General features: G+C 37.5%; 24 protein-coding genes. 12 read left to right on the top strand and 12 right to left on the bottom strand.

The window, feature by feature from the left end; translation table 11 throughout:
- Positions 1 to 127: 127 nt before the first annotated feature.
- The 4 genes from M900_RS06425 to M900_RS06410 all read right to left on the bottom strand — a co-directional run bounded on the left by M900_RS06425 (position 128) and on the right by M900_RS06410 (position 9,760).
- Positions 128 to 4,969, bottom strand: coding sequence for a hypothetical protein (locus M900_RS06425; protein WP_021274200.1), 4,842 nt, complete (start codon positions 4,967 to 4,969; stop codon positions 128 to 130).
- Positions 4,970 to 5,183: 214 nt separating this feature from the next.
- Positions 5,184 to 5,855 (bottom strand): hypothetical protein, encoded by a 672-nt coding sequence (locus tag M900_RS06420; RefSeq protein WP_021274213.1) that lies wholly within the window; start codon positions 5,853 to 5,855, stop codon positions 5,184 to 5,186.
- Positions 5,856 to 6,210: 355 nt separating this feature from the next.
- Positions 6,211 to 8,511: a hypothetical protein gene (locus M900_RS06415; protein WP_034731755.1), complete on the bottom strand. Its 2,301-nt coding sequence runs from the start codon at positions 8,509 to 8,511 to the stop codon at positions 6,211 to 6,213.
- A gap of 151 nt (positions 8,512 to 8,662) precedes the next feature.
- Positions 8,663 to 9,760 carry a tRNA-dihydrouridine synthase gene (locus tag M900_RS06410; RefSeq protein ID WP_021274130.1) on the bottom strand — a complete coding sequence of 366 codons (1,098 nt, stop codon included), beginning with the start codon at positions 9,758 to 9,760 and terminating at the stop codon, positions 8,663 to 8,665.
- Between the two features lie 56 nt (positions 9,761 to 9,816).
- On the opposite strand from M900_RS06410, the gene M900_RS06405 reads away from it, so the two are divergent.
- Both M900_RS06405 and ffh read left to right on the top strand, forming a co-directional pair.
- The gene (locus M900_RS06405) at positions 9,817 to 10,491 is read left to right on the top strand and encodes an HAD family hydrolase (protein WP_021274090.1); all 675 of its coding nucleotides are present in this window, start codon (positions 9,817 to 9,819) and stop codon (positions 10,489 to 10,491) included.
- 32 nt (positions 10,492 to 10,523) lie between these two features.
- Positions 10,524 to 11,954: a signal recognition particle protein gene (gene ffh, locus M900_RS06400; protein ID WP_021274010.1), complete on the top strand. Its 1,431-nt coding sequence runs from the start codon at positions 10,524 to 10,526 to the stop codon at positions 11,952 to 11,954.
- A gap of 27 nt (positions 11,955 to 11,981) precedes the next feature.
- Here ffh and M900_RS17055 read toward each other — a convergent pair whose 3' ends face one another.
- A complete protein-coding gene (locus M900_RS17055; RefSeq protein ID WP_021274235.1) occupies positions 11,982 to 13,109 on the bottom strand; it encodes a response regulator in 1,128 nt (375 codons plus the stop codon).
- 134 nt (positions 13,110 to 13,243) lie between these two features.
- On the opposite strand from M900_RS17055, the gene M900_RS06390 reads away from it, so the two are divergent.
- On the top strand, positions 13,244 to 14,182 hold the full coding sequence (locus tag M900_RS06390; RefSeq protein WP_021274159.1) for a serine protease: 939 nt from the start codon (positions 13,244 to 13,246) through the stop codon (positions 14,180 to 14,182).
- Between the two features lie 82 nt (positions 14,183 to 14,264).
- Entirely contained in the window at positions 14,265 to 14,672 is a 408-nt protein-coding gene (locus tag M900_RS06385; protein WP_021274121.1) for a MerC domain-containing protein, read from the top strand.
- Between the two features lie 13 nt (positions 14,673 to 14,685).
- On the opposite strand, the gene M900_RS06380 is transcribed toward M900_RS06385, so the two are convergent.
- On the bottom strand, positions 14,686 to 15,726 hold the full coding sequence (locus tag M900_RS06380; protein WP_021274038.1) for a tRNA-dihydrouridine synthase family protein: 1,041 nt from the start codon (positions 15,724 to 15,726) through the stop codon (positions 14,686 to 14,688).
- Positions 15,727 to 15,845: 119 nt separating this feature from the next.
- On the opposite strand from M900_RS06380, the gene M900_RS06375 reads away from it, so the two are divergent.
- Positions 15,846 to 16,310 (top strand): response regulator, encoded by a 465-nt coding sequence (locus tag M900_RS06375; protein WP_021274278.1) that lies wholly within the window; start codon positions 15,846 to 15,848, stop codon positions 16,308 to 16,310.
- A 23-nt stretch (positions 16,311 to 16,333) separates the two neighbouring features.
- Positions 16,334 to 16,747, top strand: coding sequence for a response regulator (locus M900_RS06370; RefSeq protein WP_021274105.1), 414 nt, complete (start codon positions 16,334 to 16,336; stop codon positions 16,745 to 16,747).
- On the opposite strand, the gene M900_RS06365 is transcribed toward M900_RS06370, so the two are convergent.
- A complete protein-coding gene (locus tag M900_RS06365) occupies positions 16,722 to 17,405 on the bottom strand; it encodes a TatD family hydrolase (RefSeq protein ID WP_084703503.1) in 684 nt (227 codons plus the stop codon). The two genes, M900_RS06370 and M900_RS06365, sit on opposite strands and share 26 nt — an antisense overlap.
- A 159-nt stretch (positions 17,406 to 17,564) precedes the next feature.
- Between M900_RS06365 and rpsP the strand changes: the two genes are divergently transcribed.
- From rpsP to M900_RS06350, 3 genes are all read left to right on the top strand, one after another.
- Positions 17,565 to 17,813: a 30S ribosomal protein S16 gene (rpsP, locus tag M900_RS06360; RefSeq protein WP_021274009.1), complete on the top strand. Its 249-nt coding sequence runs from the start codon at positions 17,565 to 17,567 to the stop codon at positions 17,811 to 17,813.
- A gap of 59 nt (positions 17,814 to 17,872) precedes the next feature.
- Positions 17,873 to 18,112, top strand: coding sequence for a KH domain-containing protein (locus M900_RS06355; RefSeq protein WP_021274063.1), 240 nt, complete (start codon positions 17,873 to 17,875; stop codon positions 18,110 to 18,112).
- Between the two features lie 114 nt (positions 18,113 to 18,226).
- A complete protein-coding gene (locus tag M900_RS06350; protein WP_021274179.1) occupies positions 18,227 to 18,607 on the top strand; it encodes a response regulator in 381 nt (126 codons plus the stop codon).
- 9 nt (positions 18,608 to 18,616) lie between these two features.
- Here M900_RS06350 and M900_RS17555 read toward each other — a convergent pair whose 3' ends face one another.
- Positions 18,617 to 18,790 carry a twin-arginine translocase TatA/TatE family subunit gene (locus M900_RS17555; protein WP_021274049.1) on the bottom strand — a complete coding sequence of 58 codons (174 nt, stop codon included), beginning with the start codon at positions 18,788 to 18,790 and terminating at the stop codon, positions 18,617 to 18,619.
- A 14-nt stretch (positions 18,791 to 18,804) separates the two neighbouring features.
- Positions 18,805 to 19,311 (bottom strand): preQ(1) synthase, encoded by a 507-nt coding sequence (gene queF / locus M900_RS17965; protein WP_034731870.1) that lies wholly within the window; start codon positions 19,309 to 19,311, stop codon positions 18,805 to 18,807.
- Between the two features lie 134 nt (positions 19,312 to 19,445).
- Between queF and hemH the strand changes: the two genes are divergently transcribed.
- Positions 19,446 to 21,866 (top strand): ferrochelatase, encoded by a 2,421-nt coding sequence (hemH, locus tag M900_RS17550; protein WP_021274304.1) that lies wholly within the window; start codon positions 19,446 to 19,448, stop codon positions 21,864 to 21,866.
- Positions 21,867 to 21,929: 63 nt separating this feature from the next.
- Here hemH and bfr read toward each other — a convergent pair whose 3' ends face one another.
- The 3 genes from bfr to M900_RS06320 all read right to left on the bottom strand — a co-directional run bounded on the left by bfr (position 21,930) and on the right by M900_RS06320 (position 23,545).
- The gene (gene bfr, locus M900_RS06330; RefSeq protein ID WP_021274093.1) at positions 21,930 to 22,403 is read right to left on the bottom strand and encodes a bacterioferritin; all 474 of its coding nucleotides are present in this window, start codon (positions 22,401 to 22,403) and stop codon (positions 21,930 to 21,932) included.
- A 61-nt stretch (positions 22,404 to 22,464) separates the two neighbouring features.
- A complete protein-coding gene (locus M900_RS06325; protein ID WP_021274264.1) occupies positions 22,465 to 22,656 on the bottom strand; it encodes a (2Fe-2S)-binding protein in 192 nt (63 codons plus the stop codon).
- 79 nt (positions 22,657 to 22,735) lie between these two features.
- Positions 22,736 to 23,545: a RimK family alpha-L-glutamate ligase gene (locus M900_RS06320; protein ID WP_021274244.1), complete on the bottom strand. Its 810-nt coding sequence runs from the start codon at positions 23,543 to 23,545 to the stop codon at positions 22,736 to 22,738.
- Between the two features lie 45 nt (positions 23,546 to 23,590).
- On the opposite strand from M900_RS06320, the gene M900_RS17045 reads away from it, so the two are divergent.
- Entirely contained in the window at positions 23,591 to 24,685 is a 1,095-nt protein-coding gene (locus M900_RS17045; protein ID WP_021274267.1) for a M14 family murein peptide amidase A, read from the top strand.
- 91 nt (positions 24,686 to 24,776) lie between these two features.
- Positions 24,777 to 26,693 (top strand): biosynthetic arginine decarboxylase, encoded by a 1,917-nt coding sequence (speA, locus tag M900_RS06310; protein WP_021274229.1) that lies wholly within the window; start codon positions 24,777 to 24,779, stop codon positions 26,691 to 26,693.
- The last annotated feature ends 9 nt before the right edge of the window (positions 26,694 to 26,702 follow it).

Raw genomic sequence — 26,702 nt, 5'->3', positions numbered from 1 at the left:
AGCAAGAGCAGTGCCAAAGTTGTTTGCGTAGATTCAGGGGGTTAGAAAGGTTGAACTGTATAAAGATTTGATAATTTTTACGGCCCTGTCTAACTTTTAGTCATATAAGGGCCATAAGCTTTTTGAATTACTCGCAGTAGCTATGAAGATTCCATCGATATCCACTCATAAATGCACCGTATCCTGCTTGAGTCGTCGCATCGTAATCAAGTACAGAGTCGACAATTGAGTTGTATTCAGTATTTCCAACAACCCCTGGTTGAGTAGGGAAATGACCGAATGCGCCTCCGCTTCTCACTGTACCACTTGAGCAGTGTTGCTTACCGAATGTGCTAATGATTGAATAAACATCATCAGTGTACTTTGGGTAGCCAGTTGCTGAGTCGAAGTCTGTGTCTTCTAGTTTCTCATCTTCACTTAATTCAAATGTACTCTCACTTGATACATATTTATTCAAGTAGAGGTGAAGGTTTGCTCCAGATGGAAGCTTACATGTGTACTGTCCTGACGTTCCATTTAGTGAACCAAAGCCTGAACAACAGCGTGTTGGATCTGCTACAGTAGAACCCAGCTTTGAGCAACATCTAAAGTTGTCCGCAGAGAAAATCTGTGAGTGAGAAATAGGAGAGTTTGAAGTTTTATACTGAAATAGTTTCGTATCAAGCTCTGCAAAAGTTGTTGTTCCAGCTTCGGCCTCATCAAAGATTCCCGGAATAAGATCAAGATCTCCACTTGATGCGCTATCATTACAACTTACTGCTTGGTAATTAATTTGTGGAATACCGATCAATTCAAACTTTGAAAGTCTATCTTCATAGTATTGTTGCGATCCCGGGTTCATTGCTCCAGCAAGAATGTTTGGACTAAACTCAATATCTGCATAACCCCAAAGCCATGAATCGTCAGGAGCAGGAACATACATACTCATATAGGTACGCCCACTTGTTGCTGTTCCATAGCAGATTGAAGGTGTCAAAGGTGCTGCTGTACAGTCATTGAAGATATCTCCTGTGTTATAAGTCGCTACTAGGCCATCTTCGTCATATGTTTTGTATGTGAGATTAACGATCATTGAGCTGTTTAGCATATAAGTTGGAAAGTAGATCGTTACTCTATTTGCATTTGTAGGAACAGAACCTGCGTCTAACGCCGTAGGGTTTCTAAAAATTGTCAGTGTATTTTCGTATGCTGTACCGTCTGCCACCATAATTTGCGGAGGATAGGGAACGCCTTCTTTAACCATTAGACCTGGATCAATAGTTCCATTTCCATCAAAATCACTTCCTGGAGACATTGACAGTAAAACTGTTGCCGGAGGTGTAAATAGTGTTGGTTTTGGAAATGTTAATTGCCCATCAACATCTACGATATTTTCTTGAATACAGCCAATATGATTACCATTCTCATCAACTTGAGGGTACAGGCACAGACTTGTATAATCACTTGTCCAGTTCTTCTTAACAGCAGCGTTAGTTGAAAATGCTTCTTTATATGTTCTCTCTTTGTAGTTAATACATGCAAAGTTTTCAGGAGATAGGCGTAGTCTATTTCTTTGAGTCCAATCATTAGTCCCATCTTCAAACTTTCTGATGAACCCACCGCCACAACAAGTTAATGATCCTGTTTGGTTAATTGTCTTCCATTGTGAATCGTTGTTACTCGGTCCTGATAATGCATTGGCAGGTCCTGGGGACGCCGCGATGACTACTGATGGTGTCGCAGTTCCAGGTGAAATTTCATAGCGAGAATAGCGTCCATTAGACGTTGGATTATATGAACTTGAATTTATATTTAGAGTCGCATTTTGTGCATCATAACCAGGGGCTTTTGTACTGTCAGCACCTGAGTATTGAGTGTACATTGTAAAGTCTTTGGCGATTTCTCGACAGCATCTATTATTTCCCATATCATAGTCTTGATAGCTTGTAAGATCAGCGATACCAAGAATTGGTGAAGGATCTCCTTGACCACAGACTAGTCCTTCTTTCCAGAAATTAAGTTCTGCAAGTGTTCCCCCAAAACTTTCAATTCCAAGAGTTCCTGCTCTTTCTTCATGAAGGTAGCTTGGAGAGCAATCTAGGTCTGTATGGCACACTGAACCAGCTCTTCTAAAACACGCATTTGCAGCAACTGCTGGAGTTGTAATTGTTAGTCCAACTGTATCAAGGGTGCTCTTTTCGATAGAAGAGAATACTGATGTCCCTGAAACAAGACTTTCTCCTCCACACATATTTTGTGCATTAGTTAGTGTTGTATTTGGAGTTGCCGTACGAACAAGGTTGCCATCAGTATCAAACACTGGACATGCTTGAGTTCTCGAAGCGGTCGTTGATGTCGGGTCGCAGCCTCCAATTTGCGAAATATAGTCAGTTCTAAGCTGGCTATCTCTTGAATTATGTTGTGCGAGTAGAGTCGTTCCTTGAGTATTTCTTCCTGGCATACAGACACCATAGTCAGTTGCGGATACTGTTTCTGGAGCATTCTTAATACCTTCAAGAATATTCTCTCTAATTGTACTCGTTAGCGAGTAGTTAGCTTTAATATAGTCCTTTGGTCTCCCAAGAACATTTGCACCTTGACCATAAAGAATATTCGTCGGGTCATTTGGTGAACGTTTGAGTTCTTGATTAAATGCCGCTGCATTTAGACTTGCACAGTAAAAATTTGGTGCACAAGAGAATGCCTTTTGATTATTAGAAGTGAGCGTTGTTGGATTAATTTTACAAATCGACCCGGCCCCTCGATAGACACATCTCTTTGTTTCATTACCACTGAGACCTCCAACGAGAAGGTCTGCAATTGCAACACTATCAAATTGATTATTTGCTTTTTCATTTCCATTAATGTCAAATTTCGGCCATGTGGTTTTTACACTTGTTACATCAGCACAAGCATACTCCCAGCCAAGTTTTGTAACGCAGTCAGAATCTACTTCACATTGGTGCATATACTGACATGAAGCTCCTGGGTTTTGTTTGGAGTCACTTAGTCCAAGCTCAAAGTCCCAGTCAAAATCACTTGCCGTTTGTCCTCCAAGATCTTGAATAACAGAAACATTATAACTTGTTGGCTGTGAAAGATCTGCAAATGGTGCGTTTACGGCAAGAAATAGCTTCGTTGAAGTTGATTGTACTCTTCTACCATTACCAACGGCAAACCACTTAACACCGTCGAAGGAAGCAATAAGTGCACCTTTGTTAAAACCATACCAATCTCTTTGATACCCATTTATAAAAAGAGCTGCTTGCGCATTGAGACGATTTTGGCGTTGTGTTTGTACATTAGTATTCGCCTTGTGAGTGAATGGTATCATTGTTGGAGGAAGCCAGCATGCACGCCCAAAAATATTGTCTTCATAGTTTGCGTTATTTGTATTGTAATTGTAGTCGTATCTCTTTGTTGTATAGTTTTTGAAACCAAGCCCGTGGGAACTTGCAATTTCTGGGTGAGATGAAAATACGTTGTACCAAGAATCTGTCTGACACTTAATACATGGAGTATAGTAACCACTATTACCGATAATAATATAGGTCTGATCAATATCAACATCAATGGCCTTTGCCGGATAGGCATCACTAAGGTCAAGACTCATCTGTCCTAGTACAGCATTCATGTTGAATGACGTGGTTGTTGGTCCAACTTTATTTGTTTCATCTAAATATGAGAATCCTGTTCCTTCTTGTTGCGTAAACTCTGGTACATCTTCAAGATCATCGTAGTTAGTTCCAGCCGCACTAAAGTAACGGTGAGGTGCACTCTTTGTTGAAACATTAATTGTCATGTTTTGAAAAGGTGTTGGCTCAGTTTCAAGTGGTGGAATGAGACAGCTCACTTTAGTAATTGTTCCACTTGTATCTGTTTCAACTTGTAAACTATAGTCTGGACAACGAGGATCAAGAGGGTCGTTTGTGATTGGATCCATCATACAACCACACATCTTCCAAACTTTTTGCTGTACACTTGTAAGGTCTGGATCACATTGTGAAGCATCTCCTTGAAGACAGTTGTAGTCTTTGATCATTTCAGCAAGATCTTGCGCTGCCTGATCGAGTGGATCAGTTTCATCTTCATCAGTATCTGTTGGAGGAGTTGTGTTTTCCTGACAAACAAAATATACCGTCGGCCACTTTTTAAAGTTAGAATAACTTTGTGAAACATCATATAGCGCTTGGTTCAGGAGAGTAGAATCTGGATTCGGTCTTAGCGCGCCATCCTTCACACACTGACCCTCAAGGCAGCAATCACTTCCCTCGGCCTGACAGGCTGAAAGGCTACACGTATTAGTGTCAGATGTTTGATTATTAGAGACATCGATCTTAATCGAAAGAGCTGACAGATTTAATGTCGTCTTACTTATTGGAAGTGCGCTTCCAATGCTTCCGCTTGTTGATTCGAAAATCTTAATACTATCCGAGAGGAAAGTTTTAGTACAGTTTGTACATAACTCACTATATGTGAAAGCCGAATCAGATTCGTTGATATAGCTTACAATATCATTTGATGAATTATATGTAGGAACTAGGTCTCCACCACAAAAATTACTATTATCAGCAGTTCTAGAAACTTCAATTTTCAATGCATACTCAGAACTTGTTAATATTCTAAAAGGATATGCTCTAAGTCTTAGCTGTCTCTTATCAAGTCCAGTTGCACTGTTGAAGTTTGCAACAAGGCAAAATGTCTGTGCCTGTTTATTTTTTTTAATGATGTAATCACTAAGAGCAGCTCCGCGAAGATAAAAGGAGGCAACTGCATTTGAATTTTGTGCAAGAACACCAGTGAAAAGTGTAGAGCTTGAAAACCAAGAAATCTGCTCTGGCCCAACTGAAGTTGTGTCATCCTCTTCAGTCTCTGTCGAAGAGTCGGTTCCTGTATTTGCCGTTTTTCTTGTATTTGGCGACGAAGGGACACAAGCTGTCACCACAAGCATCATCACTAAAAAAATGGCCTTTAAAAAGTTCGTCTTCATTAATTTTCTCTTTCTACTACTACACGTCTTCAACTCTCTTTTCGGTTTGTAAAATCAGTAATTTAATTCTAATTGATGAATGGAATCTTAAGGTCAAGAATTACCTAGCAAAAGAGTTAAGTGTTTGAAATTACTGAGTTTTGGGGACGTTTTTTTAAGGGAATAGCTTATTGATTTTCACACTTGATCCCTATAATTATTGGCAACTGCTAACTTAGTGTGGGGCTGGTTTAGGTCTCAAATAGTAAAAATTAAAATATGCGATAAAGATATCGACATGATTCTGAAGCATGTCGATTCTCTTTGTCGTACACCAGCTTCTTCTAATAAGTCTATTGATTGATGCTCTAAACATTGCAAGAGTATGATTGATCTTAAAAAGTGGATCAAATCTGGCCTTCTTCAATTCTCCCTGTCCGGCAACGCAACCACGTATACTTTTGTACTGCTTGTGAGTTGATTTAGGAAAATATTTTTTTACATATTTAGGGTAGAGTGCATGCTCATCGGTTTCAATTAATGCGTTTGGAGCGACTGATTTTGAAATAGTTTTGAGTAAATTATTAAGTTCTTTTTTATGATTACTTTTCCGATAACCATACTTTTTTCGAGATTTATCTGCCAGTGGACCATTTGCCGGAAGCCTTGAAACCCTTGCTCCTAGGATTCTTCGAGAATCCTTGTCGACAGCAACTGATATTGATAGCGGTTTCATTTTTGTATGCTCGATTGTGACGAGATCGTCAAACTGCAGCGATTTAATTTTTTTCTTTTCTAAACTTTTAAGATACCGCTTTTGCTTTTGTTGTGACTTCTTTGCAAGAAAAATCATTTTTCTTTGTACTGTTTGATAACTTATATTTAAGTCTCTTGATGTCTTTCTCATCGAGTATCGCCCTGTCATGAGCTGAAATATTCTGTAGTTGATTCTTCTTTTTTTCTGATTTTTCTCTAATGAAAAGGTCGAGCGGGAAAACTTCTTTCCGCAATTTTTACAGGCAAAACGCTGGATTTTTCGAGAGTCATCTCTTCGAAAATAGAACCCATCTTTTTTTACAAATTTATTTTTGGTGGATGAATTACAGTTATAATTTGGGCAGTTATATATCATGACCTGTAATATGCAAGATTCGTTTAGGATGAGTCTTAGCAAGTTACTGTAATTACTAGTCTGGTTTTTACTCAAAATCTAAAATTGCAAGTCTGTTGATCAAAAAGTAACCCCAGTCTAGTTTAGCAGTTTAGAATGAGTAACCTGGTGTAAAGCTTCTTGAGTATGGATTAAAAAGGTTTGGATTTGTAAGATCATAGGCTTTGTAAGCCTGTGCTCTATACTGCTTATTCCAAGTGTACATTTGCTTACTATGAAGTGCTGAGTATTGCATTTGAAGTGCTTGACCTCTAAATTGCTGCCACTGAATAAATGGCGCACCAATTTGTGGAATTCTTCTGGCTGCATACATCATGGTATGAGCAACCATTGATTTAATAGGGTGGCGCTTATTTAGCATTGTTCCTGTCTTGGGATCGTACTCGCGGTAGACGTGCATTGGTAGATTTGAAAGTTCTTCTGACATTTTAGCAGCAATTGCTGATTTTCCAAGATTGTAAACGGCTTCACAAGCACTACAAGAAGATTTAAATCCACATTGCTCAGAGCTTGATGATAACTGTCGCCTTGCTTCTCCATATCCTGCACATTGACCTTTTAAGATTGCATTCCATTGACTAGGGTCTTTGAATAGGGATCCGCGATCGTTGATGTCTAGATATCTAAGGTAATTTCTTGTAATTATCTCATCATTAATTTCGTTGTAGTCATCTTTTAAAATATCGATTTGTGTTGTATGTGAATTGATAAATCCCTCAGAGCATGTTCCCTTAATTGCCATGTTTTCAATATCATCTTCATTAGTACACTTCTTGTAATAATCTGTATAAAGAATTGATTTTAAAATCTCGAGATTTTTAAAATCAGTGTCTTGAATAATTCTTTGAACTTGAGCTGATTTAGCACTAATTTGTCTTTGCAGTTCTGTTTCTTTTGCTCCAAGATTTAGAGATGATATTCCTAGTTGGCATTTTCTTATCGTATCCACGTCTTCATCATGTTTGATAAAGTTATTGAGTTTGTCGATACCAAGAAAGACTGCTTTCATCTTTCCACAGTGTTTTAGATTAGGGTCTGAAGTTGTACTTATAACATTATCAAAAGAAGCATTATCAATTTTTGATTTAGTAAATGCACTTTCCAATAAATCGATATATTTTTTGCGAGTATCAGCAACCTCTGGATTGAAAATTGTTTTTCCATCGAGTTGAGGAAGAGAATTCTCTCCTTTGTATGGTGAACCATCTTTGTTAACCATTGTGTTGTAAGGTGCAAAAGCCTTATTGAGACTGATTAGTTCGTCTGTTAGTGTTTTTCGATTTAGGTTTAGATTTGAACTGTCGGTGTCATCACCACAAGATGTCGTCTTTAAAATATCACATTTACTTTTAATATTGATTAATGAGGTTCTGATGAGATCAACACTGTCGCGTAAAGATTTTCTATTCTTATTTAAAGTAGAATCAAGTTGATACTCGATCTTATTTGATGCTGTATCTCTTCCCTCTGAATTGCTGTGAACATTTTCAAAGTATTCAAGAAGGCGATCGATTTTTGCGAGTTCTACTTCGTTGATATCATTTTGGTGTCTATTTAGCCCAAAAATATCAGCACCTCCTAGAAGATCAACATCTCGTAGAGTACTTTTATGCTCTTGAATTGCTTTATAGAACTGATCTTCATTATCGCTTTGAGATTTTCCCTCTGTATTCATTGATATAGTCAATAGCTTACCGTAGTTGTCGATAACTTTCTTTGAGCTTTCAAGAAAAGTAGGGTCTCCGTAACGATTCCCAATATCTCTAAGTTTCGTGAGGTTCTTTTGGAATTGATCGCAGTGAATAGATTTTTTAGCTTTGTCTTTTGCGCAATCTTTCATGTAGTCAAATAAACTTCCCTCACTTAGTCCCAGCGATTTCTTTACTGTCTGTGTGATCCGCCAAGCATCCTTATTCATTTTTTCTGTTTGTTGCAAAAGGATGGATTTATCGTCTGAAGCATTTGTATTTACGATCTGCTCTGGAGAGAGCGTGTTCATCGTATTGATAATAAGATTGTGGTGAGCAACTGATTTAATATGATTACTTAAATCATTAAGAAAAGCGATGGCATTATTTGATAAGAACTCCTGGGCATTAAGTTTTTCCAATGCTGCCCGAGAATCATTGTAATCGTCTTTAATACGCATTAGCGCTAGAAGTCCGACTCTTTCAGCATTGAGCTTATCAATATCAGTGAGTAGTTCATCTAAGTTTTTTGTAGAACCAGGGTTCTTTTTATCTAGGAGTTCTTTTTGACGAGCATCTATCTCTTTTAATTCTTTTTTCTTGTCAGCACATTGATATGCAAGTGAGTTGCTATTAATAACTAAAACAAGCCCCAAGAAAAGTGCGTGAATTTTTTTTGAATTTCGTTTGTTCGTCATCTTCATACTCACTATTTTAATCTCTGAGTATAAATATCGGACACTTCTTTTTTTTCTTTAGTTTCTTATTTATAAATAAGATTTAAATTCAATGACTTAGCATAGAAAATAATATAACTAAGTGAAAATTTGGAGCGCCAAAAATATTTGTCGATTTCTAACCGTGCCCACCGGCCATGAAGGTTTGTGTGTGATCGATTTGTTTTTTCGATTCCCCAAGCTCAGTTAGAAATTCTTTTGTGATTGCCATTGTTTCTTTAATGTCTGCAGCACGGAACATGGCATTTCTAAAGTGAGTTACATTTGGATAACCTGCAACCATCCACACGATATTCTTTCTAAGAGTAATAAGAATTGTTCTCTCTCTGTCGCAGTAGTCTTCAAGGTACTCATGAAACCTTTCAATAACTTCGAGATGATCAGTCGGAGTGAAGTGGAAGTTATCTTCATCTGTTTTGTAACTATCAAGGAAGATAAATGGATCACGAAGTGGGCCACGGCCAAGCATCAATGCTTGACAGTCTGTTTGCTTCATACGTTCTTTAACCATATAAGAAGAGTGAAGATCTCCGTTTCCAATCATCGGCAGTATTTTTAATTTCGCGATATCTTCGAGGAGTTCCCAGCTGGCGAGCCCTGAGTAACCTTGAGTTCTTGTTCTTCCATGGATCGCAACAAACTCAATTCCTTCTTCTTTAGCGATATGAATAACTTCTGGTGCATTGATAGAATCACTATCCCAGCCAGTTCTAATTTTAATTGTCAGAGGGATGTTTAATTCCTTCTTAATAGTTGAAAAGAATTTTCCAAGTTTTACAGGTTCTTTTAAAAGAGCAGAGCCTCCACCTTTACTAACAACTTTTCTAACTGGGCAACCCATATTGATATCCACAAATTTTGTCGGAGTATCTGGATTGCAGTCTTGAGCAAATTTTGCGGCATCGGCCATTGCTTGTGGATCTTCTCCAAAAAGTTGAAGGCCTATATTTTTCTCGAGAGGGTGAATCTCGAGCATTTTTATTGTCTTATCGTTCTTGTAATTAATTCCATGACAAGAAACGAGCTCACTAACCGTTCCGCCTGCCCCAAGTTGCTCCATCAATAAGCGATATGGAGCAGTACAAATACTCGACATAGGAGCGAGTAAAAGTGGCGAGTCAAAGCCTATTGAGCCAAGTTGAATACTCTCGCGACGTGCTTTGAGAGTGTCAATCTTGTGTTGAAGAGATGGTGAAAAAGTGCGATAGTTTGTCATTACCGTTATTTATCAGTGAGCTTAACTTCAGTCAATATGGCGAGGAAGAAATTACTATGACATATATTGAAAATCCAAAAGGCCATATTGTTTTTGACTGTGATGGAACACTAATCTCGTCAATTCATGCTCTTTATGAAGGAGTTCAGTATGTAATGGGCAAGGAGCTTGCTCGTGAAATCACTCTTGATGAGGCTATATCAAAATATAGTTCAGATGTTTATCAGATTGCTCTTAACTTTGGACTTGATCCAAAAGTCGATGAGGTTCTAAAGAATCGTCTTATCAATCTTTGGAAGGAATTTGCTGAAACGAAGGGAAATGGTTTTAGACTCTTTCCACAAATTAAGCAGCTCGTGATGGAGCTTGCTGCGCAAAACTACCAACTCTATGTCTGGACAGCTCGCGATCGCCGCTCAACACTATCAATTTTAAAAGAGCTTGGTGTGGCGAAGTTTTTCTTAGAGTTTCGTTGTCTTGATGATTGTGACCCGAAGCCGAATCCTACGGGACTGCGTGAAATGGTCGGTGATGTTGATAAATCAAAGGTCATTATGATCGGGGATAGCTCGGCAGATATTGTCGGGGCCAAGAACTTCGGCTGTAAATCTATTGCTGCATGTTGGGCGTCGAGTCAGATTGAGGAGTATTTGCTTCCATATGGCCCAGAGGGACTTGCAAAAACGCCTAAGGATTGCGTAAAACTAATAGAAAAATTGCTACAAAATTAAAAAATAGAAGATAAATATGAAGAGGATTAGAAATGTTTGATACGTTGAGTGATAAATTTTCAGAAGCATTCAAAAATATCTCAGGTAAGGGAAAGATCTCTGAGGACAATATTGAAGAAACGCTAAAGCTTGTAAAGACAGCGCTTCTTGAAGCTGATGTTAACTTTAAAGTTGTAAAAAACTTTATTGCAAACGTTAAAGAAAAAGCGATCGGTGAAAAAGTTATCTCTGGAGTTAATCCTGGTGAGCAATTTGTCAAAATCGTTCACGATGAATTATCAGCAGTAATGGGTGATAAGAATTCAGAACTTAATATCGATAAGCCGGCGCCATTTCCAATTCTGATTGTTGGTCTTAACGGACAAGGGAAGACGACTTTCTCTGGAAAGCTTTCACTTCACCTTCGTGGGCAAAAGAAAAATGTTCTTCTCGTTCCTGCTGATACTTTTAGACCAGCGGCGAAGGATCAGTTAATTACTCTGGCAAAGAGTATGGATATGGATTACTTTGATAGTGATCTTGGGAAGCACCCAAAAGATATCGCAGCTGATGCGATGAAATATGCAAAAGAAAACGGTAAGGATATCGTTATCATTGATACTGCTGGACGTCTTCATGTTGATGAAGAACTGATGGGGCAAATTAAAGAGGTGAGACAATCACTAAATAATTATGAACCAGAAGTTCTCCTTGTTGCTGACGCAATGACTGGGCAAGAAGCGGTAAACGTTGCGAAGAGTTTCCACGATACGGTAGAGCTAACAGGTGTTGTTCTCTCTAAAATGGATTCTGATGCTCGTGGTGGGGCAGCCCTATCAATTAAGCACGTAACAGGTGTTCCAATTAAGTTCATCTCAACAGGTGAGAAGATGAAGGATCTTGAACTCTTCCACCCAGATCGTCTTGCTGGACGTATTCTTGATATGGGGGATGTTCTTTCACTTGTTGAAAAAGCTGAAAAAGTTATTGATGAGAAAGATGCTGAATCAATGATGAAGAACCTTGAAAAGGGTAAGTTCACTGTAAATGATTTCATGAAGCAAATGGACATGATGAAAAATCTCGGTTCAATGGCAAGTATCATGAAGATGATTCCTGGTATGGGTGGAGTTCTCAAGCAGGTGGGTGATCTTTCTCCTGCTGAAGATGAAATGAAGAGAATGAGAGTTATCATCAACTCAATGACAAATTCAGAGAGAGATGATTACAAACTAATAAAAGAGTCACGTATTGCTCGTATCTCAAAAGGTTCAGGAACAACTGAAGCTCAGGTGAGAGATTTTATTTCAAAGTTCCGTCAGATGGAAAAAATGATGGGTGGAATGATGCAGATGATGAAAGGTGGAATGCCTGGAATGGGAATGCCAGGTATGCCTGGGATGGGTGGAATGCCTGGACTTCCTGGTATGCAAAAACCAAAAAAGAAAAAGAAGAAAGGTGGCCAGTGGGGTGGTTTCTTCTAGTGAATAAATTTGCTGATTGGGCCAGCTCTAAATGAACTGGCAGATCTGATTATAAATCGCTGCGGGCCTAAAAGGCTTTGTGATAATTCCTTTGAACTCACTGTGATTTTTTAGTTTCTCAACATCAATCGAACCTTCTGACCCTGTTAGGAAAATAATTGGGATATTAAAATCGAGTAGCTCTATAAAAATATCTTCGCCTTTTTCATTTTTTAGATACTGATCAAGAATTATTATATCAGGCTTGAATTGTTTGCATTTTTCAATTGCAGACTTTTTATCTGTCGCTATTTCGACTTCCACACCTTCAGTTTTTTGGATCGATAGTTTGAAAAGCTTCTGCATTTTTGGATCATCTTCAACATAGAGAATTCTCTCTGGCCCATCTTGTTTTGAAGTCAGATGTGATTCGGTGAAAATCTTTTCTAGGGTATTATTTATTGATTCAATCAGATTATCATCCTTACTTATTATATAATCCGGCCTTGAGTGAACAGGAAAGCGTGACTCAATATTTGTTGATGCTGAGATGACGGCAACTGGAATATTTGAATTTATATTACTTGTTGATTTAAGTGCTGATGTTAATGAAACACCGTCAAGAATTTCAAGGTTTAAACTTGTAAAGACGGCATCGTATTTTTCATTTACTAAGCGGTTAAAAGCACTCAGTCCATTCTTTGAGATACTACACTGATAGCCCTTTTCCTCAAGAGTTCTCTTTAAAAGATTTCCCATCGTCGTTGTCGCATCCACTACGAGAATCTTTCCTCCATAGTATTCTTGTTTGGAAGCCTCTAGTTGCTGAATATTAGAAAGTACATTGAGGTAATGATCAAAGTTCTTTGTATCGTTCTTGGAATAATCATTAATAACTAGAGTGAGGATATCTATGAATTTTAAGAGACAGTCTTTCTCGTCTTCAGTAAGGCTTTTAAAATTATTATTAGCGAGGAAGTCTTCGAGTTGGTGAGCGATTGTACTAAGCATGTAAAAGTCGTAAGTTGCTCCACTTCCTTTTATTGAGTGGATAATTCTAAAAATACAACTTTCCTCTTCAGCTGAGATTTTAGACTTTAAAAAAAGTGATTGAAGTTTATCAATATCCTCGTTGATACTGACTAAATAGTCATTTTTAAGTGTTTTTAAGCTCATTATCTTATCCTTTTGAAATCATTTCGGATAAAACAATGGATTTATAAGGTATATTTTTCAGTCTTCCGTACATTTCATCCTGCCTAGGGTATCAGTTATTCAATTTTCTATTATATAGAGGGTTTTTGAAGGAAATGTTAAGAAAAGCTATAAAACTGTTTTTTATTCTAATTAATTTACAAGTTCATGCAGTTTCATGGCAGGAGATATTCAATTTCGACTTCTCTTATCTGGATAAGGTAATCTACGGTATGGATTCCCGAGTTAACGTCTCCGAAATTTCACCTTTTTGGCAGGAACGAGCTGAAAACGTCGGGGCAATGATTAGGGTCAGTAAGATAAATTCAAATGGTGCTCTTGTTTCTCAAAATAATGGTGACACTCACAGCTTATGTCACGATGAAAAGTTTTATAGTGAGCCTGTCGTTTCTGAGTGTAGCGGTTTTTTAATTTCTCCTGATACACTAATTACCGCAGGGCATTGTTATCAAGGGATGGATTATCCCTACTTAAATAATGAAGAAGCCGTATGTAAAGACTTTGTATGGAGCTTTGATTACACAGGCTCAGATGTTGATGTCACGAGACGAGTAAATATTGGTGATATTTATCGTTGTAAAGAAGTCATAAAAATAGATTTTAGTTTCGCCAGTGATTTTGCGGTGGTCAAGCTTGATCGTCCAGTTACTGATCGTAAAGGACTTAAGACTTTGTTGACAGAAAAGCAGCTAACAGGAGAAGAACAACTTACATTAATTAGTCATCCAGGTGGTCTTCCTAAGAAAGTTTCACCTGGTGGAAAAATACTGAAGATGGAAAGTGGCGCTAATATTTTTTATAGTTCACTTAATTCGTTTCACGGTAGTTCGGGGGCGCCAGTATTTAATCAAGCAGGGGTTGTTGTTGGCCTACTGATCTCTGGAAAAGAGGATTACTACTTCGACCGTAAAGAGATGTGTCAGCGTGTAAACACCTGTAGTTTTGACGGGAAGAGTTGCACAGGTGGCCCAGATAACTTTGATGGGGAAGGTATTTTTAAAATAACTAAGGTTTTAGAACTACTAAGTAATTAAAATTACATTTCTTTTACTTTTCTATTGTTTTTTAATTATATAATGTTAAAAATGGGCATGTAGAAATCACTGATGAGGACATATGAGTACAAACGCAAAGGATACAGAAATAACAGATAAAGCGGGAATTATTTTTTCGGCCCTATGTTGTATTCACTGTATGGCGATTCCGTTTCTTATCATGTTTGCTCCTGCAATTGGCCAGTACTTTGAAAATCCTTTAATTCATATGATCGGGATGGGTCTTGTGATTCCTCTTGGTCTTTATACTTTTATTTCAAAATTAAAAGTTCACTCAGACAAGAGACCTCTTTATATCGGTATTGTGGGAATGCTTTTTCTAATTAGCGGCCACCTCTTTCACACATTTCTTGGAAATGAGCTTGCTGAAGTTATTGAGATAGCTTCTTCTATTATCGGTGGTGGATCACTAATCGCTGCACACGTTCTTAATATTAAGCTTTGTCGTTGCCATACTTGTCATCACTAAAATTTAATTGAATTTAATACCTGAGGTTCGTGCGATCATACATCGTGAGGTCTTGGTTCATAAAAAATGTTTCAATAATTTCAAGAGTTGATTGAAGATCTGAAATCTTTTGAAGTTTCTTTGAAAGAGAGTGTCCGAAGTTTAGCCATACATGACCCACACGCACCATAAAGAGGATTCTCTTGATCGCATCTTTATCGCTAAAATGTTTAAAGCAATTCGAAACAAAGATTTTTAAAAATTCACCATAGGCCTTCGCTTGTGCCTCTGGTGAATCAGGCAGTTGTGATTCTTGCCACGAAGACAGTTTGATGCCTTTGGATCTTGCGTATTCGAGAAATAACCAAGGTTTTGCTGTGAAAGCACGGCCAATCATCACAGCATCACATTGAGTTCTTTCAAAAAGACTTTCAATATCATGAAAGCATTGAATATCACCATTACCGATAATTGGAATATCAAAGTTATCTTTTAAAAGTTTAATTTGTTTCCAGTCAGCTTCGCCCTTTCGTTTTTCTTCTGCCGTTCTTGGGTGGAGAGTTAACCAATTTGCGCCATTCTTTATTAGTGCTTCACAAAAGCGTAGTAGAAAAGTTTCATCTTTTTGAAGTCCGGCCCGAAGCTTGACTGAGATTGGTACTGTCGCATATTTACTCGCCAGAAGAACGACCTCACTCGCGTAATCGATATCTCCCATCAAAGAGACGCCATAATTATGTTTTAATGCCTTTCTAACAGGACAACCCATATTGATATCAATCGCCTTGGCGCCCCAGTTTTCTAAAACTGGTATTGAGTCCCTTATTGCGCTCTCTTCATTACAAAGAATTTGCGGCCACAAGTTATGGTCTCTTTCATGCTTTAGAGTTTGTGGTTGAATGCTTAAATCCTGTGAAGGAAGTTTTCGCGAGTTAAGCATTTCCGTCGTCCAAAAAGTTTGAAAATTTTCTGGAATGTATTCTAATAGGGTTTCGCGGAGGGCGACATGGGAGAGGCCTACCATCGGGGCGAGAACGATCGGAAAGTTAATATGATTATTAAGATATGTTGTCATGTGAACAGTTTCGCGAGTTTCTCTAAAGTTAATTTATTTTTAAACAACAGCGTTATTTGGTATAATTTAATTGTTGAATTTATCCTTGTCACTGAAAAAGAGGATGATTGGAGTTTGTTATGATGAGTTTCACCAGGCCTTATAGGATTGTTTTGATTGATGATGACCCGGAGATGCTCAATCTTATGTGGAAACAACTTTCGAGTGTATCGGAAGCTGATATTTCCATCTCTGCTTTTAGCAATCCCGATGAGGCGATGAGTTTTATTCGCTCACATCTTGTTCATATTGTTATCACTGATATTCATCTTGAATTTACAAGTGGTGCTGATGTGATTTCAAATTGTATCAACCTTCAGCGTGGACTCCAAATTATAGGTGTTACTGCTGATACATCGATAATGACTGCAATCGAGTGTTTTAATCGTGGCGCAAAATATTTACTGACTAAGCCATTGCCAAAGGGGCAGCTAATTAAGATCGTTTCTAAGTGCATCTCATTTTTAAATGACTGGCACGAAATACTTGCGGATAGATTACATAGTGATGAAGTAGAAGTTGAGATGGAGAAGAAAGTTTCTTAATTATATCGATTTAAGGAGATTTCATGAAGCTTAAACCTTCACTTAAAATTTTGGTGATTGATGACTGTCCGGATACACGATCACTGATAAAGAATATACTGGAGAGACGTGGCTTTACGAGGGTTCAGGTAGCCCCTGATGCATTTCGTGCGCTCTCGATTATGCAGGATTCTTACCAGCATTTCGATCCGGTTGAGCTTGTTCTTGCCGACTGGCAGATGCCGAGACTTTCAGGAATCGATCTTCTATCCAAAATGAAAATTGATGCGCGCTTTAAGGAAACTATTTTTATTATGGTTTCTTCCGACCGTGACTCTAATCATGTAATGAGTGCAATCAATTCTGGTGTTGATAGCTATGTGATCAAGCCAGTAAACCCGAATACACTTTTTAATAAAATCTCAACTGCGGTCAGACATTCGAGCCGAACAAATTAGAGAAATTTTTTTCGATTTGATCGCAGAGCGTTTGAAGCTCCATATTCAAAAGGCCTGCATACTTCTCGTAAACTGCGCAGATTTTTAAATCCTTGGCATCATCTGTTTCAAAGAAGATCGTCTTGATATCGAGATCAGTTGCAAACTGAGCAATCTTAGAATTGTCTCTCATGAAAGTTGGACCAAGTGAGGCAAAAATATTCTTACCCTTTATTTGTTTAATCTGGATATCATTGCCATTAAAGTCATGTAAAATCCACGCCTGCTTGGGCCTCATTTCACGGTGAAGCTTCAAGATCACATCAAGTCCACGGACATTATGGAGAATTAAGGGCTTCTCTAGCTCCTCGCTAATCCTAATATGCTCTCTCAACGAGTCTTCTTGAAACTCAAGATTTGGCCCTCTCATGCGGTCGATACCGCTTTCTCCGACCATAAGGCATTTATTATCTTGGGCGAGGTTATAAACCTCACTCATCGCCTGTAATTGGGGTATAATCTCGCCAGACAAGCTCCAGGGATGGATGCCGATACTAAATAAGACGCCTTTAGGTAAGTCGTTGATTCCTGGATTGTATGAGAATATGGATTTTTCGCTTGAAAGCCTGTGGCAATGGATGTTAATAAAATTTGCAGGCCTCAATTCTTTACTTGTCATAATAGAAAGATTTTATTACATTTGTCGTCTAAATGTAATAAAAGTAGAATTTTGTTGCTTTTTTTAAGTAATTTTATTAATTTACATTGTTTTTAACGTATTAAAAAGAAAGTTAGCTAGAATTAAAAATTCAAGTGATCAATAAAGTAGGAGTGATAAATGTTAACTATTAGATTACAACGTGGTGGTAGAACACACATGCCAATTTACACAATCGTTGCTGCAGATTCAAGAAAGCCAAGAGACGGACGTTTCTCTGAAAAACTTGGTCAGTACAATCCACACTTATCTGAAGGTGAAGTACTAAACGTAAAAGCAGACAGAATTAAGGAACTATTAGCTACTGGTGCTACTATTTCTGATACTGTTAAATCTCTTCTTAAAAGAAATAAAGTAACTTTAAACTAGTAAAAATTTTTTTAAATTAGCTAAATTAAAGTTGTACTTATTTTAAGAGAGAGTTGAAGATGAGCGAATTAAAAGAATTAATTACATATGTAAGTAAAGCACTTGTTGATATGCCAGACAAAGTTGAAGTTGGTGAGATCGTAGGTGAGCAAACTACTGTTATCGAACTTAAAGTTGATAAGAGTGATTTAGGTAAAGTAATTGGTAAGCAAGGTAAAACTGCTAGAGCATTAAGAACTATTCTTAACGCTGCCTCAACTAAGCTTAAAAAAAGGTCAGTTCTAGAAATTATCGAATAATTTCTAGGTCGACTCAAAAGACTAAAAAATCAATAAAATTAAGACCTTCCGTATGGAAGGTTTTTTTTGTTCAAAATTTCTTTGTTTAAAATGAGCTCTAGGTGATAATAACTCATGGAAAAATTTAAGTTAATCATAGTCGATGATGAAGCAGATCTTCTTGAGCTTTGTACGGATATTTTCGAGATGGAAGGACATGAGGCCATTGGCTTCACTTGCCCATCGGAAGCTCTTGCATTCATAGAAAGTGGCAATAGTTATGACGCTATTGTTTCTGACGCTACAATGCCTAATATCTCAGGACTTGAATTTCTTGAAAAAATTAAGACCCTGCCAAATTACACAGAAAAACCATTTATTCTTTCTACTGGTCGAATTGACTTTGATGAAGCGGAACTTAATAAGTTAGGGGTAACAAAAATTATTATGAAGCCATTTGATATCTCGGCCGTCGTTGGGGATATAGTAGGCCTCATAAAAGCTTATAAGGCCTAGAATCATTTTTTAAGATTTTTTATTCTGATCTTCAATTTTATCTTTTTCTTCTTCGTCTTTAAGACCTTTCTTAAAACTATTTAGTGATTGTCCAAGTGCTTTTCCAAGCTCTGGAAGCTTCTTTCCACCAAAGAAGAGAACGACGATTGCTAAAATAATTAATCCTTCACTCATTCCAAACATGACTAATCCTTTGCTTAGTAGATTTTAGAAAGTTCCATTGAATACTTCCCCGGGGCGTAATCAAAGAATCTCTTATCTTTTAAATCCTTATATTTCTTCTGCTTATTACTACTTTGAGCATAAGGATAAATTGCAATTCCTCCACGTGGAGTAAATTCACCGATAACCTCAAGGTATTTTGGGTTCATTAGGGCCGTGAGATCATCACAGATTTTCTGAACGCAGTCCTCATGGAAGTCCCCATGATTTCTAAAACTAAATAAATAGAGCTTTAGTGATTTAGATTCTACCATATCTTTGTCGGCAATATAATTAATATATATACGCGCGAAATCTGGTTGGTTCGTTTTTGGACACAAAGATGTAAACTCTGTACAGACAAATGTCGTCCATGCATCCTTACCTGGGTTTTTATTCGGAAAGCTCTCTAGGCTCTCTGGGCTATAAGTACTCGGGTATTCTGTATGAGCACTCCCGAGGATGTGAGCGCTAAGTTCTTTTGCGTCACGGCCTTTGTTTATTTTTTTCTGTCCGACTTTTGTCTGAGTCTTTTTTCCCAGTGATTTTGCCACTTTATTAATCCTTATGTTTTCAATTACTTCTTTTCTTGATACTTATTGTATGAATATCTCATTATTATCACTAGGCGGTCAAAATGGCAAAAGGGCATGAATTAGTTACGCTCCCTAAGACAACTAAACCTGTTGTAAAGGTAGTTCTCGTCCAATTAGGCTCTCCAAAAGCTCCAACAAAAAAAGACCTCAAGGTCTTTTTAAAAGAATTCTTAGGTGATCCAAGAGTTGTGGATATTAATCCATTTCTTTGGAAGATTATATTGAATCTCTTTGTTCTGCCCTTTAGACCTAAAAATTCTGCAAAATTATATTCAAGGATTTGGGAAGGAAATGAATTTCCTCTAACGCGTATTACTCGCGAATTTGCTGAAAAAGTAAATGAGCTGACAAGTGAGAATGTTGAAGTTACACATGCTTTTCTTCTTTCCACTCCGCGAGTCGGCGAGGTCTATGCCGCATGGGAAAAAGAGCTGCAAGAGAAGGAAGCTCCTGCAACCAAGCTTGTTGTGATACCTATGTTTCCACAATATTCGGAGAGTACAATTGCTTCGGGTATTGATTTCTTAGGAAAGCTTTTAGAAACAAAAGTAATTATTCCTGATCTAAGGGTAGTGACACAATTTCATCGCTTAAAAGCATTTATTGATAACTCGGTTAAAAATATCGAACAAACGCTCGCTGAAAAAAATCCAGATGACCTTGTCATTTCTTTTCATGGAATTCCAAAGAGGAGAGTACTACAAAAGAAAGATCCATATTATCAACACTGCTTTGAGACTTTTAAGTTAATAAAGGATAGGGTTAAGGGAATTGATCGAGATAGAATTCACATGACTTATCAGTCTCGCTTTGGAAGCGAAGAGTGGCTTGATCCCTATACTGACAAGTATGTTGAAGATCTTGTAAAATCAGGGAGAAAAAAAGTTGCCGTTTATTGTCCATCATTTGTTGCAGATTGCTTAGAGACAATTGACGAAATTGGCAATGAGCTTGGTGATGAAGTAAAAGAATATGGGGGAGAGGTTTTCCACGTACCATGTGTTAATACTGATGAACAGTGGTGTAAGGATTTTGCTGAGTATGTTGAATGCTTGGCCCTCGACGAAGGAAAACTTCCAACTCTCGAACATGAAATTAAAAAAGAGGATTATAACGAAATGCCAGAATTAAAAATGACTACACCTCCAATGTCGGATCAAGCAAAGAAATCACTTAAGATTGTTTTTTTAACGCTGTTTCTTGACCTTGTGGGATTCTCAATTATCTTTCCACTTTTTCCATCTCTTGCAAAACACTATCTGCTTGTTGATGGAGATAATTATTTTTTAAAAGCTATCTTTGGATCGATTACAACTCTCACCGAAACAGGTGGAGTTTCAAACTTTAACTCAATCGTACTTTTTGGTGGAGCTCTGGGAGCAATCTACTCGTTGCTACAGTTTTTTGCCGCACCTTTGTGGGGAGCTCTTTCTGACAGAATTGGGAGAAGACCTGTTCTTTTAGTTTCAGTTTTTGGACTATTTCTTAGTTACGTACTTTGGTTCTTCTCTGGAAGCTTCACAGTTTTAATCCTTGCTCGCTTCATTGGTGGGATTATGGGAGGAAATATTTCTACGGCCACTGCAGTTGTTGCTGATGTTACGACGAAAGAAAATCGCTCAAAAGGAATGGCAACGATCGGTATCGCCTTTGCTCTAGGATTCATTATCGGTCCTGCTCTTGGTGGTATTTCATCAATGCTTGATCTTACAAAAGTTTATCCTGAACTCGTGGCGATTGGTGTAAACCCATTTTCAATGCCAGCTCTTATCGCCGGGCTTTTATCACTCTTTAACTTATTCAATCTCTACAAGAAGTTTGAAGAATCTCTTCCAAAAGATAAGAGACAAGTTCATCACACAGAAAGAACAGCAAATATCTTTAAGCTATTTAAGCCACTCCCATATGCTGGCGTAAACGCGACAAATATTGGTCACTTCTTATTTCTTATGTGCTTCTCTGGAATGGAGTTTACACTAACTTTCCTTGCGGCCGAAAGACTTGGTTACTCGTCAATGGATAATGCGTATATGTTTATCTTCATTGGTTTCGTCATCGCATTTGTTCAAGGTGGAGTAGTAAGAAGAAAGGCTCACTCGGTAGGTGAGAAAAAGATGGCACTAATGGGATTAATTTCAATTATTCCTGGACTTGTGCTTATTGGTCTGGCGGAGTCTAGCTTTCTTATCTATGCAGGTTTATTCTTCTTGGCAATTGGAAGTTCGATGGCAATACCATGTTTAACTTCGCTTGTTTCGATTTACTCACCAGCGGAGCAACAAGGACATAGTATTGGGATTTTTAGATCACTAGGGGCCCTGGCCCGTGTGATTGGTCCAATCGTAGCTTCATTAGTTTATTGGAAGTTTAATTCGGCCACTCCATATTATTTTGGAGCGTTATTTCTAATTATTCCAATCTTGATGGTATCAAGACTGCCAAAAGTAAATCACGATTTTTAATTATAATTTGATCTGAAATAAATCTACTCAAGGGGGTTCCTTGAGTAGACTTTTATTTTGAAATTAATCCATTGAGATTTGTGATTGCATGTAGTTCTCAAGCCCAACCTTATCGATAAGACTTTGTTGAGTTTCTAACCAATCAATATGCTCTTCTTCACTTTCTAAAATTTCTGTGAAAAGTTCTCTCGAAGCAAAATCTTGTAGTTTCTCACAAAGTTCAATTGCTTCTCTAAGGATTGGAAGTGCTTCGTGCTCAACCGCTAGGTCAGCTTCGATAATTTCCTTAACGTTTTGACCAATACGTACGCGATCTAGTTTTTGAACATTTGGAAGTCCTTCAAGGAAAAGGATTCTTTTGATGATTTCATCAGCGTGTTTCATTTCATCGATACTTGCTTTGTATTCAAGTTGACCGATTTTTTCAAGACCCCAGTCTTGAAGCATTCTTGCGTGAAGAAAGTATTGGTTGATGGCAGTAAGCTCTTTAGTTAATACTTTGTTTAAAGCATCAATAACTTGTTGATTACCTTTCATATGAATTCCCTTTGTTTAAAAATATGAAATTATTCTAAGGGGAATTCGAATTAAAGTCTAATTAAGATTTTTTTTCGTTGTTATTTTGTTTGGCCAGATTCTTTTGATTGAGTTTTTCGATAGCATCGATAACACAAATACCACAAGAATTTCCAACCCCTAGACGATTAAGGATTTCTCTTTCGCTGTGGCTTTGCTTGGCCGCAGTTTCCAACATTTCTTCAGTGATTCCGTTACAAATACAGATATACATTCTAAACTCCTGATAACAGTATATACTAAAAGTTTCAGTAGGCAAACAATATTTTTATCGGAAATACGAATGTTTAACTTTAGCTACATAAGTCATTGAATTTATTTAGAAGGCCCTGGAGATAAGATTTTGCAACATTTACATGACTGATCTTTTCAAAGTATTCGAAGCCTGGAACGTTATTAAGTTCGATGAGTAGGTGGTCCCCATGCACATCTTCGAGAATATCAAGGCCGTAAAAATGAGGCCCATGGGGCATGATTTTTTCGATAAGGTGCTTGAATCCAGTTGTGGCCTGAGCGTATTCTAGGTATTCAAGATGGGATTTTTCACAGTTTAATAGTTCGAATGGGTCACTGTGGTTCTTTTTCAATATGCCAAGAACCTCTCCAAATGCAATAAGAACACGATATTCAGCTTTTTTTTCAAGAAGAGGTTGAATGATATAGCGCTGGTCCTTGGTCTGATAATTGATATTTTCCGTCTTGATAATCCCTTTTGTTTGATTGCTTCGCTTTGGTTTAAATAAATAGCCATGCATCGATTCAGGAATATTAGACCTATTAGTAGATGTCCCTAGCTCAAAGCTAGGAATGGTCGGGATGCCATACTTTTGGAAATAGTTAAACTGGAGCCATTTGTCTCTAAATATGCGAGTATGTTCAATATCATTAGATACCAGTGCTCCTCTTATTTTTGAGAGGGTATCGAGATCTGAGTCATCGTATGAAATTCCACTGCAGCGATTCAAAACGATACTCGGTGCGAGACTTGTACTAAGCTCCTTTGGAGTGATAAATTGAGCTGTATGACCATACGCCTCAATCTCTTCGAAAAGCCTTCTAACAGTATAGAATTGGGGGGAATTTGCTATTATAATAATCTTCATAATTATGTGTATTTTCTAATTCGCTCTGTATATAATAGGCCTAATATGAAAAAGTTTATAGCGCTAATTTTAATATTTATTCTTGCTGGGTGTTCAAATATTACACCTATTGAAAATCCTATTACAAAAACTGAAGAGGTAAATGTATCAGTTGAGAAAACAGAGTCTCCTTTAGTAAAACCTATTTTATCTGAAGTAGAAAAAGTAGAGTTTGTAAAAGTTCCAGAAACAAAGGCCGTGTCTGACTTTTGTACTAAGATTGAGTCAAAATTTCACCACTATGGATGGGGAAGAAGTCACTGTGATTCTTTTTCGTGGAATCATGTAAGAAATTCTGTTCTTGGAGACCCTTTAATTTGGGCAGTCTATGGAGATGAGGATGCCCATAAAGAAGAACCACGCAATATGACACTAATCATGTGTGGTGTCCATGGCGATGAAATCACTCCTATTAAATTCTGTTTTGATATTCTTCACCACCTTTATCAGAAAACTCATACTGAACTTGGTAAGCAAAAGCTGAAAGATAACCTAATTGTCGTTGCACCTATTGTCTCACCAGATTCATTTTTTAAAAAGAGACCAACTCGTACGAACGCGAGAGGTGTTGATGTAAATAGAAACTTTCCAACAAAAGATTGGTCTAAAAGCGCAAGAAAACTTTGGGCCTCTCGTTATGGAAAGGATAAGAGGAGAGATCCAGGCAAGACTTCAATGTCAGAGCCAGAAACTTTATTTCAAGTTAATTTAATTAAGAGATATAACCCTACAAAAATTATTTCTGTTCATGCTCCGCTGACAATTCTTGATTATGATGGGCCTACAATGGCACATAAGCATTTTCACGAAATTGGCAGTAATGCAGAAAACCTCCTTGACCAGATGAGCAAGATGGCCAAGGGCTATACTGTAAAGAATTATCCTTTCTTTCCAGGAAGCCTAGGGAACTATGCGGGAAATGAGAGAAATATTCCTACAATAACTCTTGAGTTACCTTCTAGTGACAATAGAAAGCATAAAGAGTACTGGGAGCAATTTAAGCTTTCAATCGACTATGCTATTTTCCACTCAAGCCTTAAGAAATCTAATTTAGTAATGAGTGAAAAAAATAACGAAGAAGAGTCAGGTAAAAAGAACTAATATTCTTTTATTTTAATCGGACTTACTGTATATGTGAGCTGATTTTTTATTATATTTTTTTCTGGTTTCAACCAGTTTTTTGGAGTCGGTATTGAAAAATGATTGGACCGTAGAGGATGCGGATAAGGCCTATAATGTTTCTAAATGGGGAGCAGGTTACTTCGAAATTAATGAAGAAGGGAATCTTTCCGTTCTTCCTCAAAAATCGCGCTCAAAACAAAAGATCGTGATTAGTGATGTTATCGAAGAAATCAAATCTCAAGGCGTTCAGTTTCCTGTGGTTCTTCGTTTTCACGATATTCTTAGAGCTCAAGTTAAGCTTCTAAATAAGACTTTCAGAGATACAATCGAAGATGCAAGTTACGAAGGAAAGTTCTTTGGAGTTTATCCTGTTAAAGTAAACCAGATGCGAGAAGTTGTTGAAGAGATCGTTGATGCTGGAAGTAAGTATAACTTTGGACTCGAAGCTGGTTCAAAAGCAGAGCTGATAGCTGTTCTTGCATACAATACAAATAAAGACTCACTAACTGTTCTTAATGGTTACAAAGATGAGGAGTATCTTAAGCTTGCTCTTCTTGGAAGAAAGCTTAATCGTAAGATGCTTATTGTTGTTGAGAAATTTACTGAACTTACAAAAATTATTCGTCTGGCAAAAGAACTTAATGTTCAACCATTAATTGGTATTAGAGCAAAGATGACTGTTAAGGGTAAAGGAAAGTGGGAGAGTTCTGGTGGAGAGAGGGCCAAATTTGGTCTTTCAATTAGTGAAATTCTTCTCGCTGTAAACCTTCTAAGAGAAAATGATCTTCTTGATTCATTAAAGTTATTCCACTTTCATATTGGTTCTCAAATTACAGATATTAGAGCGATCAAAGATGCCATTGCTGAAGGTTCAAGAATTTACTGTAAGCTTGCTAAGCTTGGGGTTCCTCTTGAGTACTTTGACGTTGGTGGTGGACTTGGTGTCGATTACGACGGAACTGGTTCAACAAATGATTCATCGATTAACTATCAAATTGAAGAGTATGTTGCTGACATCGTTTATGGTTTGAAGCAGGTTTGTGATCTTGAAGACGTTGATCACCCAAATATTATTACAGAATCAGGTCGTGCTATTACTGCTCACCACAGTTGTGTTATTACAAATATTATTGGTGAAATTGATAATACAAATGTTGATTTTGATACGAAGAAAACTACAGGCGAGCATATCCTTGTTTCTAACATGAGAGAGCTTGATGAAGAACTTGATAAGTATAGAAATTGGCAGGAGGCATACAACGATGCTTCTAAACTAAAAGAAGATGCTCTTAATGCATTTTCTCTTGGGATTCTTTCTCTTGAAGAGAGAGCTAAAATTGAAACAATTTATTGGAAAGTCTTAAAGAAAGTTTCAAGTCTTGTTTCTAAAGAAGATTACGTACACGATACAGCTCTTGATCTTGAAGATTATTTAGCTGGTCAGTACCTATGTAACTTCTCTGTATTCCAATCTGCAGCGGATAGTTGGGCCATTGACCAATTACTTCCAGTAGTACCAATCGCAAAACTTGATGAACGTCCAGAGAAGAGAGTTTCTCTCGTTGATATTACTTGTGATAGTGATGGGAAGATCGATAAGTTTATTGATATGGAAACAGGTGTGAAGAAGACAATTCCTCTTCATGACCTTGCTTCTGGTGAGGATTACTATCTTGGAATTTTCCTGACAGGTGCTTACCAAGACGTTATGGGTGATATGCATAACCTTTTTGGACGCCTTACTGAAGTTCACGTTTACGCTCATGAAGATGATCCGAAAGGATTTTATATTGAAGAGATCATTAAAGGAACTTCGGCTGCACAAGTTCTTTCAACAATGCAGTACAATCCACAGTTCATGGCCTTCACTGTAAAAAAGGCAATTGATCACCAGGTTTCTCGCGGGTTAATAAATCCGAGAGAAGGGGTAGGCCTTACTGACTTCTATGAAGATTGTTTAAAAGGTTATACTTACTTAAAAATGTAAAAAAAGGAG

The sequence above is a fragment of the Bacteriovorax sp. Seq25_V genome, assembly GCF_000447795.1.
Lineage (GTDB): Bacteria > Bdellovibrionota > Bacteriovoracia > Bacteriovoracales > Bacteriovoracaceae > Halobacteriovorax_A.
Note: the sequence above shows the minus strand (reverse complement) of the source record. Positions and strands in the feature narration are given on the sequence as shown.

Coding starts and splice junctions, on each gene's coding strand:
- M900_RS06425 (WP_021274200.1), bottom strand. CDS start 4,969: ATGAAGACGAACTTTTTAAAGGCCATTTTTTTAGTGATGATGCTTGTG.
- M900_RS06420 (WP_021274213.1), bottom strand. CDS start 5,855: ATGAGAAAGACATCAAGAGACTTAAATATAAGTTATCAAACAGTACAA.
- M900_RS06415 (WP_034731755.1), bottom strand. CDS start 8,511: ATGAAGATGACGAACAAACGAAATTCAAAAAAAATTCACGCACTTTTC.
- M900_RS06410 (WP_021274130.1), bottom strand. CDS start 9,760: ATGACAAACTATCGCACTTTTTCACCATCTCTTCAACACAAGATTGAC.
- M900_RS06405 (WP_021274090.1), top strand. CDS start 9,817: ATGACATATATTGAAAATCCAAAAGGCCATATTGTTTTTGACTGTGAT.
- ffh (WP_021274010.1), top strand. CDS start 10,524: ATGTTTGATACGTTGAGTGATAAATTTTCAGAAGCATTCAAAAATATC.
- M900_RS17055 (WP_021274235.1), bottom strand. CDS start 13,109: ATGAGCTTAAAAACACTTAAAAATGACTATTTAGTCAGTATCAACGAG.
- M900_RS06390 (WP_021274159.1), top strand. CDS start 13,244: ATGTTAAGAAAAGCTATAAAACTGTTTTTTATTCTAATTAATTTACAA.
- M900_RS06385 (WP_021274121.1), top strand. CDS start 14,265: ATGAGTACAAACGCAAAGGATACAGAAATAACAGATAAAGCGGGAATT.
- M900_RS06380 (WP_021274038.1), bottom strand. CDS start 15,726: ATGACAACATATCTTAATAATCATATTAACTTTCCGATCGTTCTCGCC.
- M900_RS06375 (WP_021274278.1), top strand. CDS start 15,846: ATGATGAGTTTCACCAGGCCTTATAGGATTGTTTTGATTGATGATGAC.
- M900_RS06370 (WP_021274105.1), top strand. CDS start 16,334: ATGAAGCTTAAACCTTCACTTAAAATTTTGGTGATTGATGACTGTCCG.
- M900_RS06365 (WP_084703503.1), bottom strand. CDS start 17,405: ATGACAAGTAAAGAATTGAGGCCTGCAAATTTTATTAACATCCATTGC.
- rpsP (WP_021274009.1), top strand. CDS start 17,565: ATGTTAACTATTAGATTACAACGTGGTGGTAGAACACACATGCCAATT.
- M900_RS06355 (WP_021274063.1), top strand. CDS start 17,873: ATGAGCGAATTAAAAGAATTAATTACATATGTAAGTAAAGCACTTGTT.
- M900_RS06350 (WP_021274179.1), top strand. CDS start 18,227: ATGGAAAAATTTAAGTTAATCATAGTCGATGATGAAGCAGATCTTCTT.
- M900_RS17555 (WP_021274049.1), bottom strand. CDS start 18,790: ATGTTTGGAATGAGTGAAGGATTAATTATTTTAGCAATCGTCGTTCTC.
- hemH (WP_021274304.1), top strand. CDS start 19,446: ATGGCAAAAGGGCATGAATTAGTTACGCTCCCTAAGACAACTAAACCT.
- bfr (WP_021274093.1), bottom strand. CDS start 22,403: ATGAAAGGTAATCAACAAGTTATTGATGCTTTAAACAAAGTATTAACT.
- M900_RS06325 (WP_021274264.1), bottom strand. CDS start 22,656: ATGTATATCTGTATTTGTAACGGAATCACTGAAGAAATGTTGGAAACT.
- M900_RS06320 (WP_021274244.1), bottom strand. CDS start 23,545: ATGAAGATTATTATAATAGCAAATTCCCCCCAATTCTATACTGTTAGA.
- M900_RS17045 (WP_021274267.1), top strand. CDS start 23,591: ATGAAAAAGTTTATAGCGCTAATTTTAATATTTATTCTTGCTGGGTGT.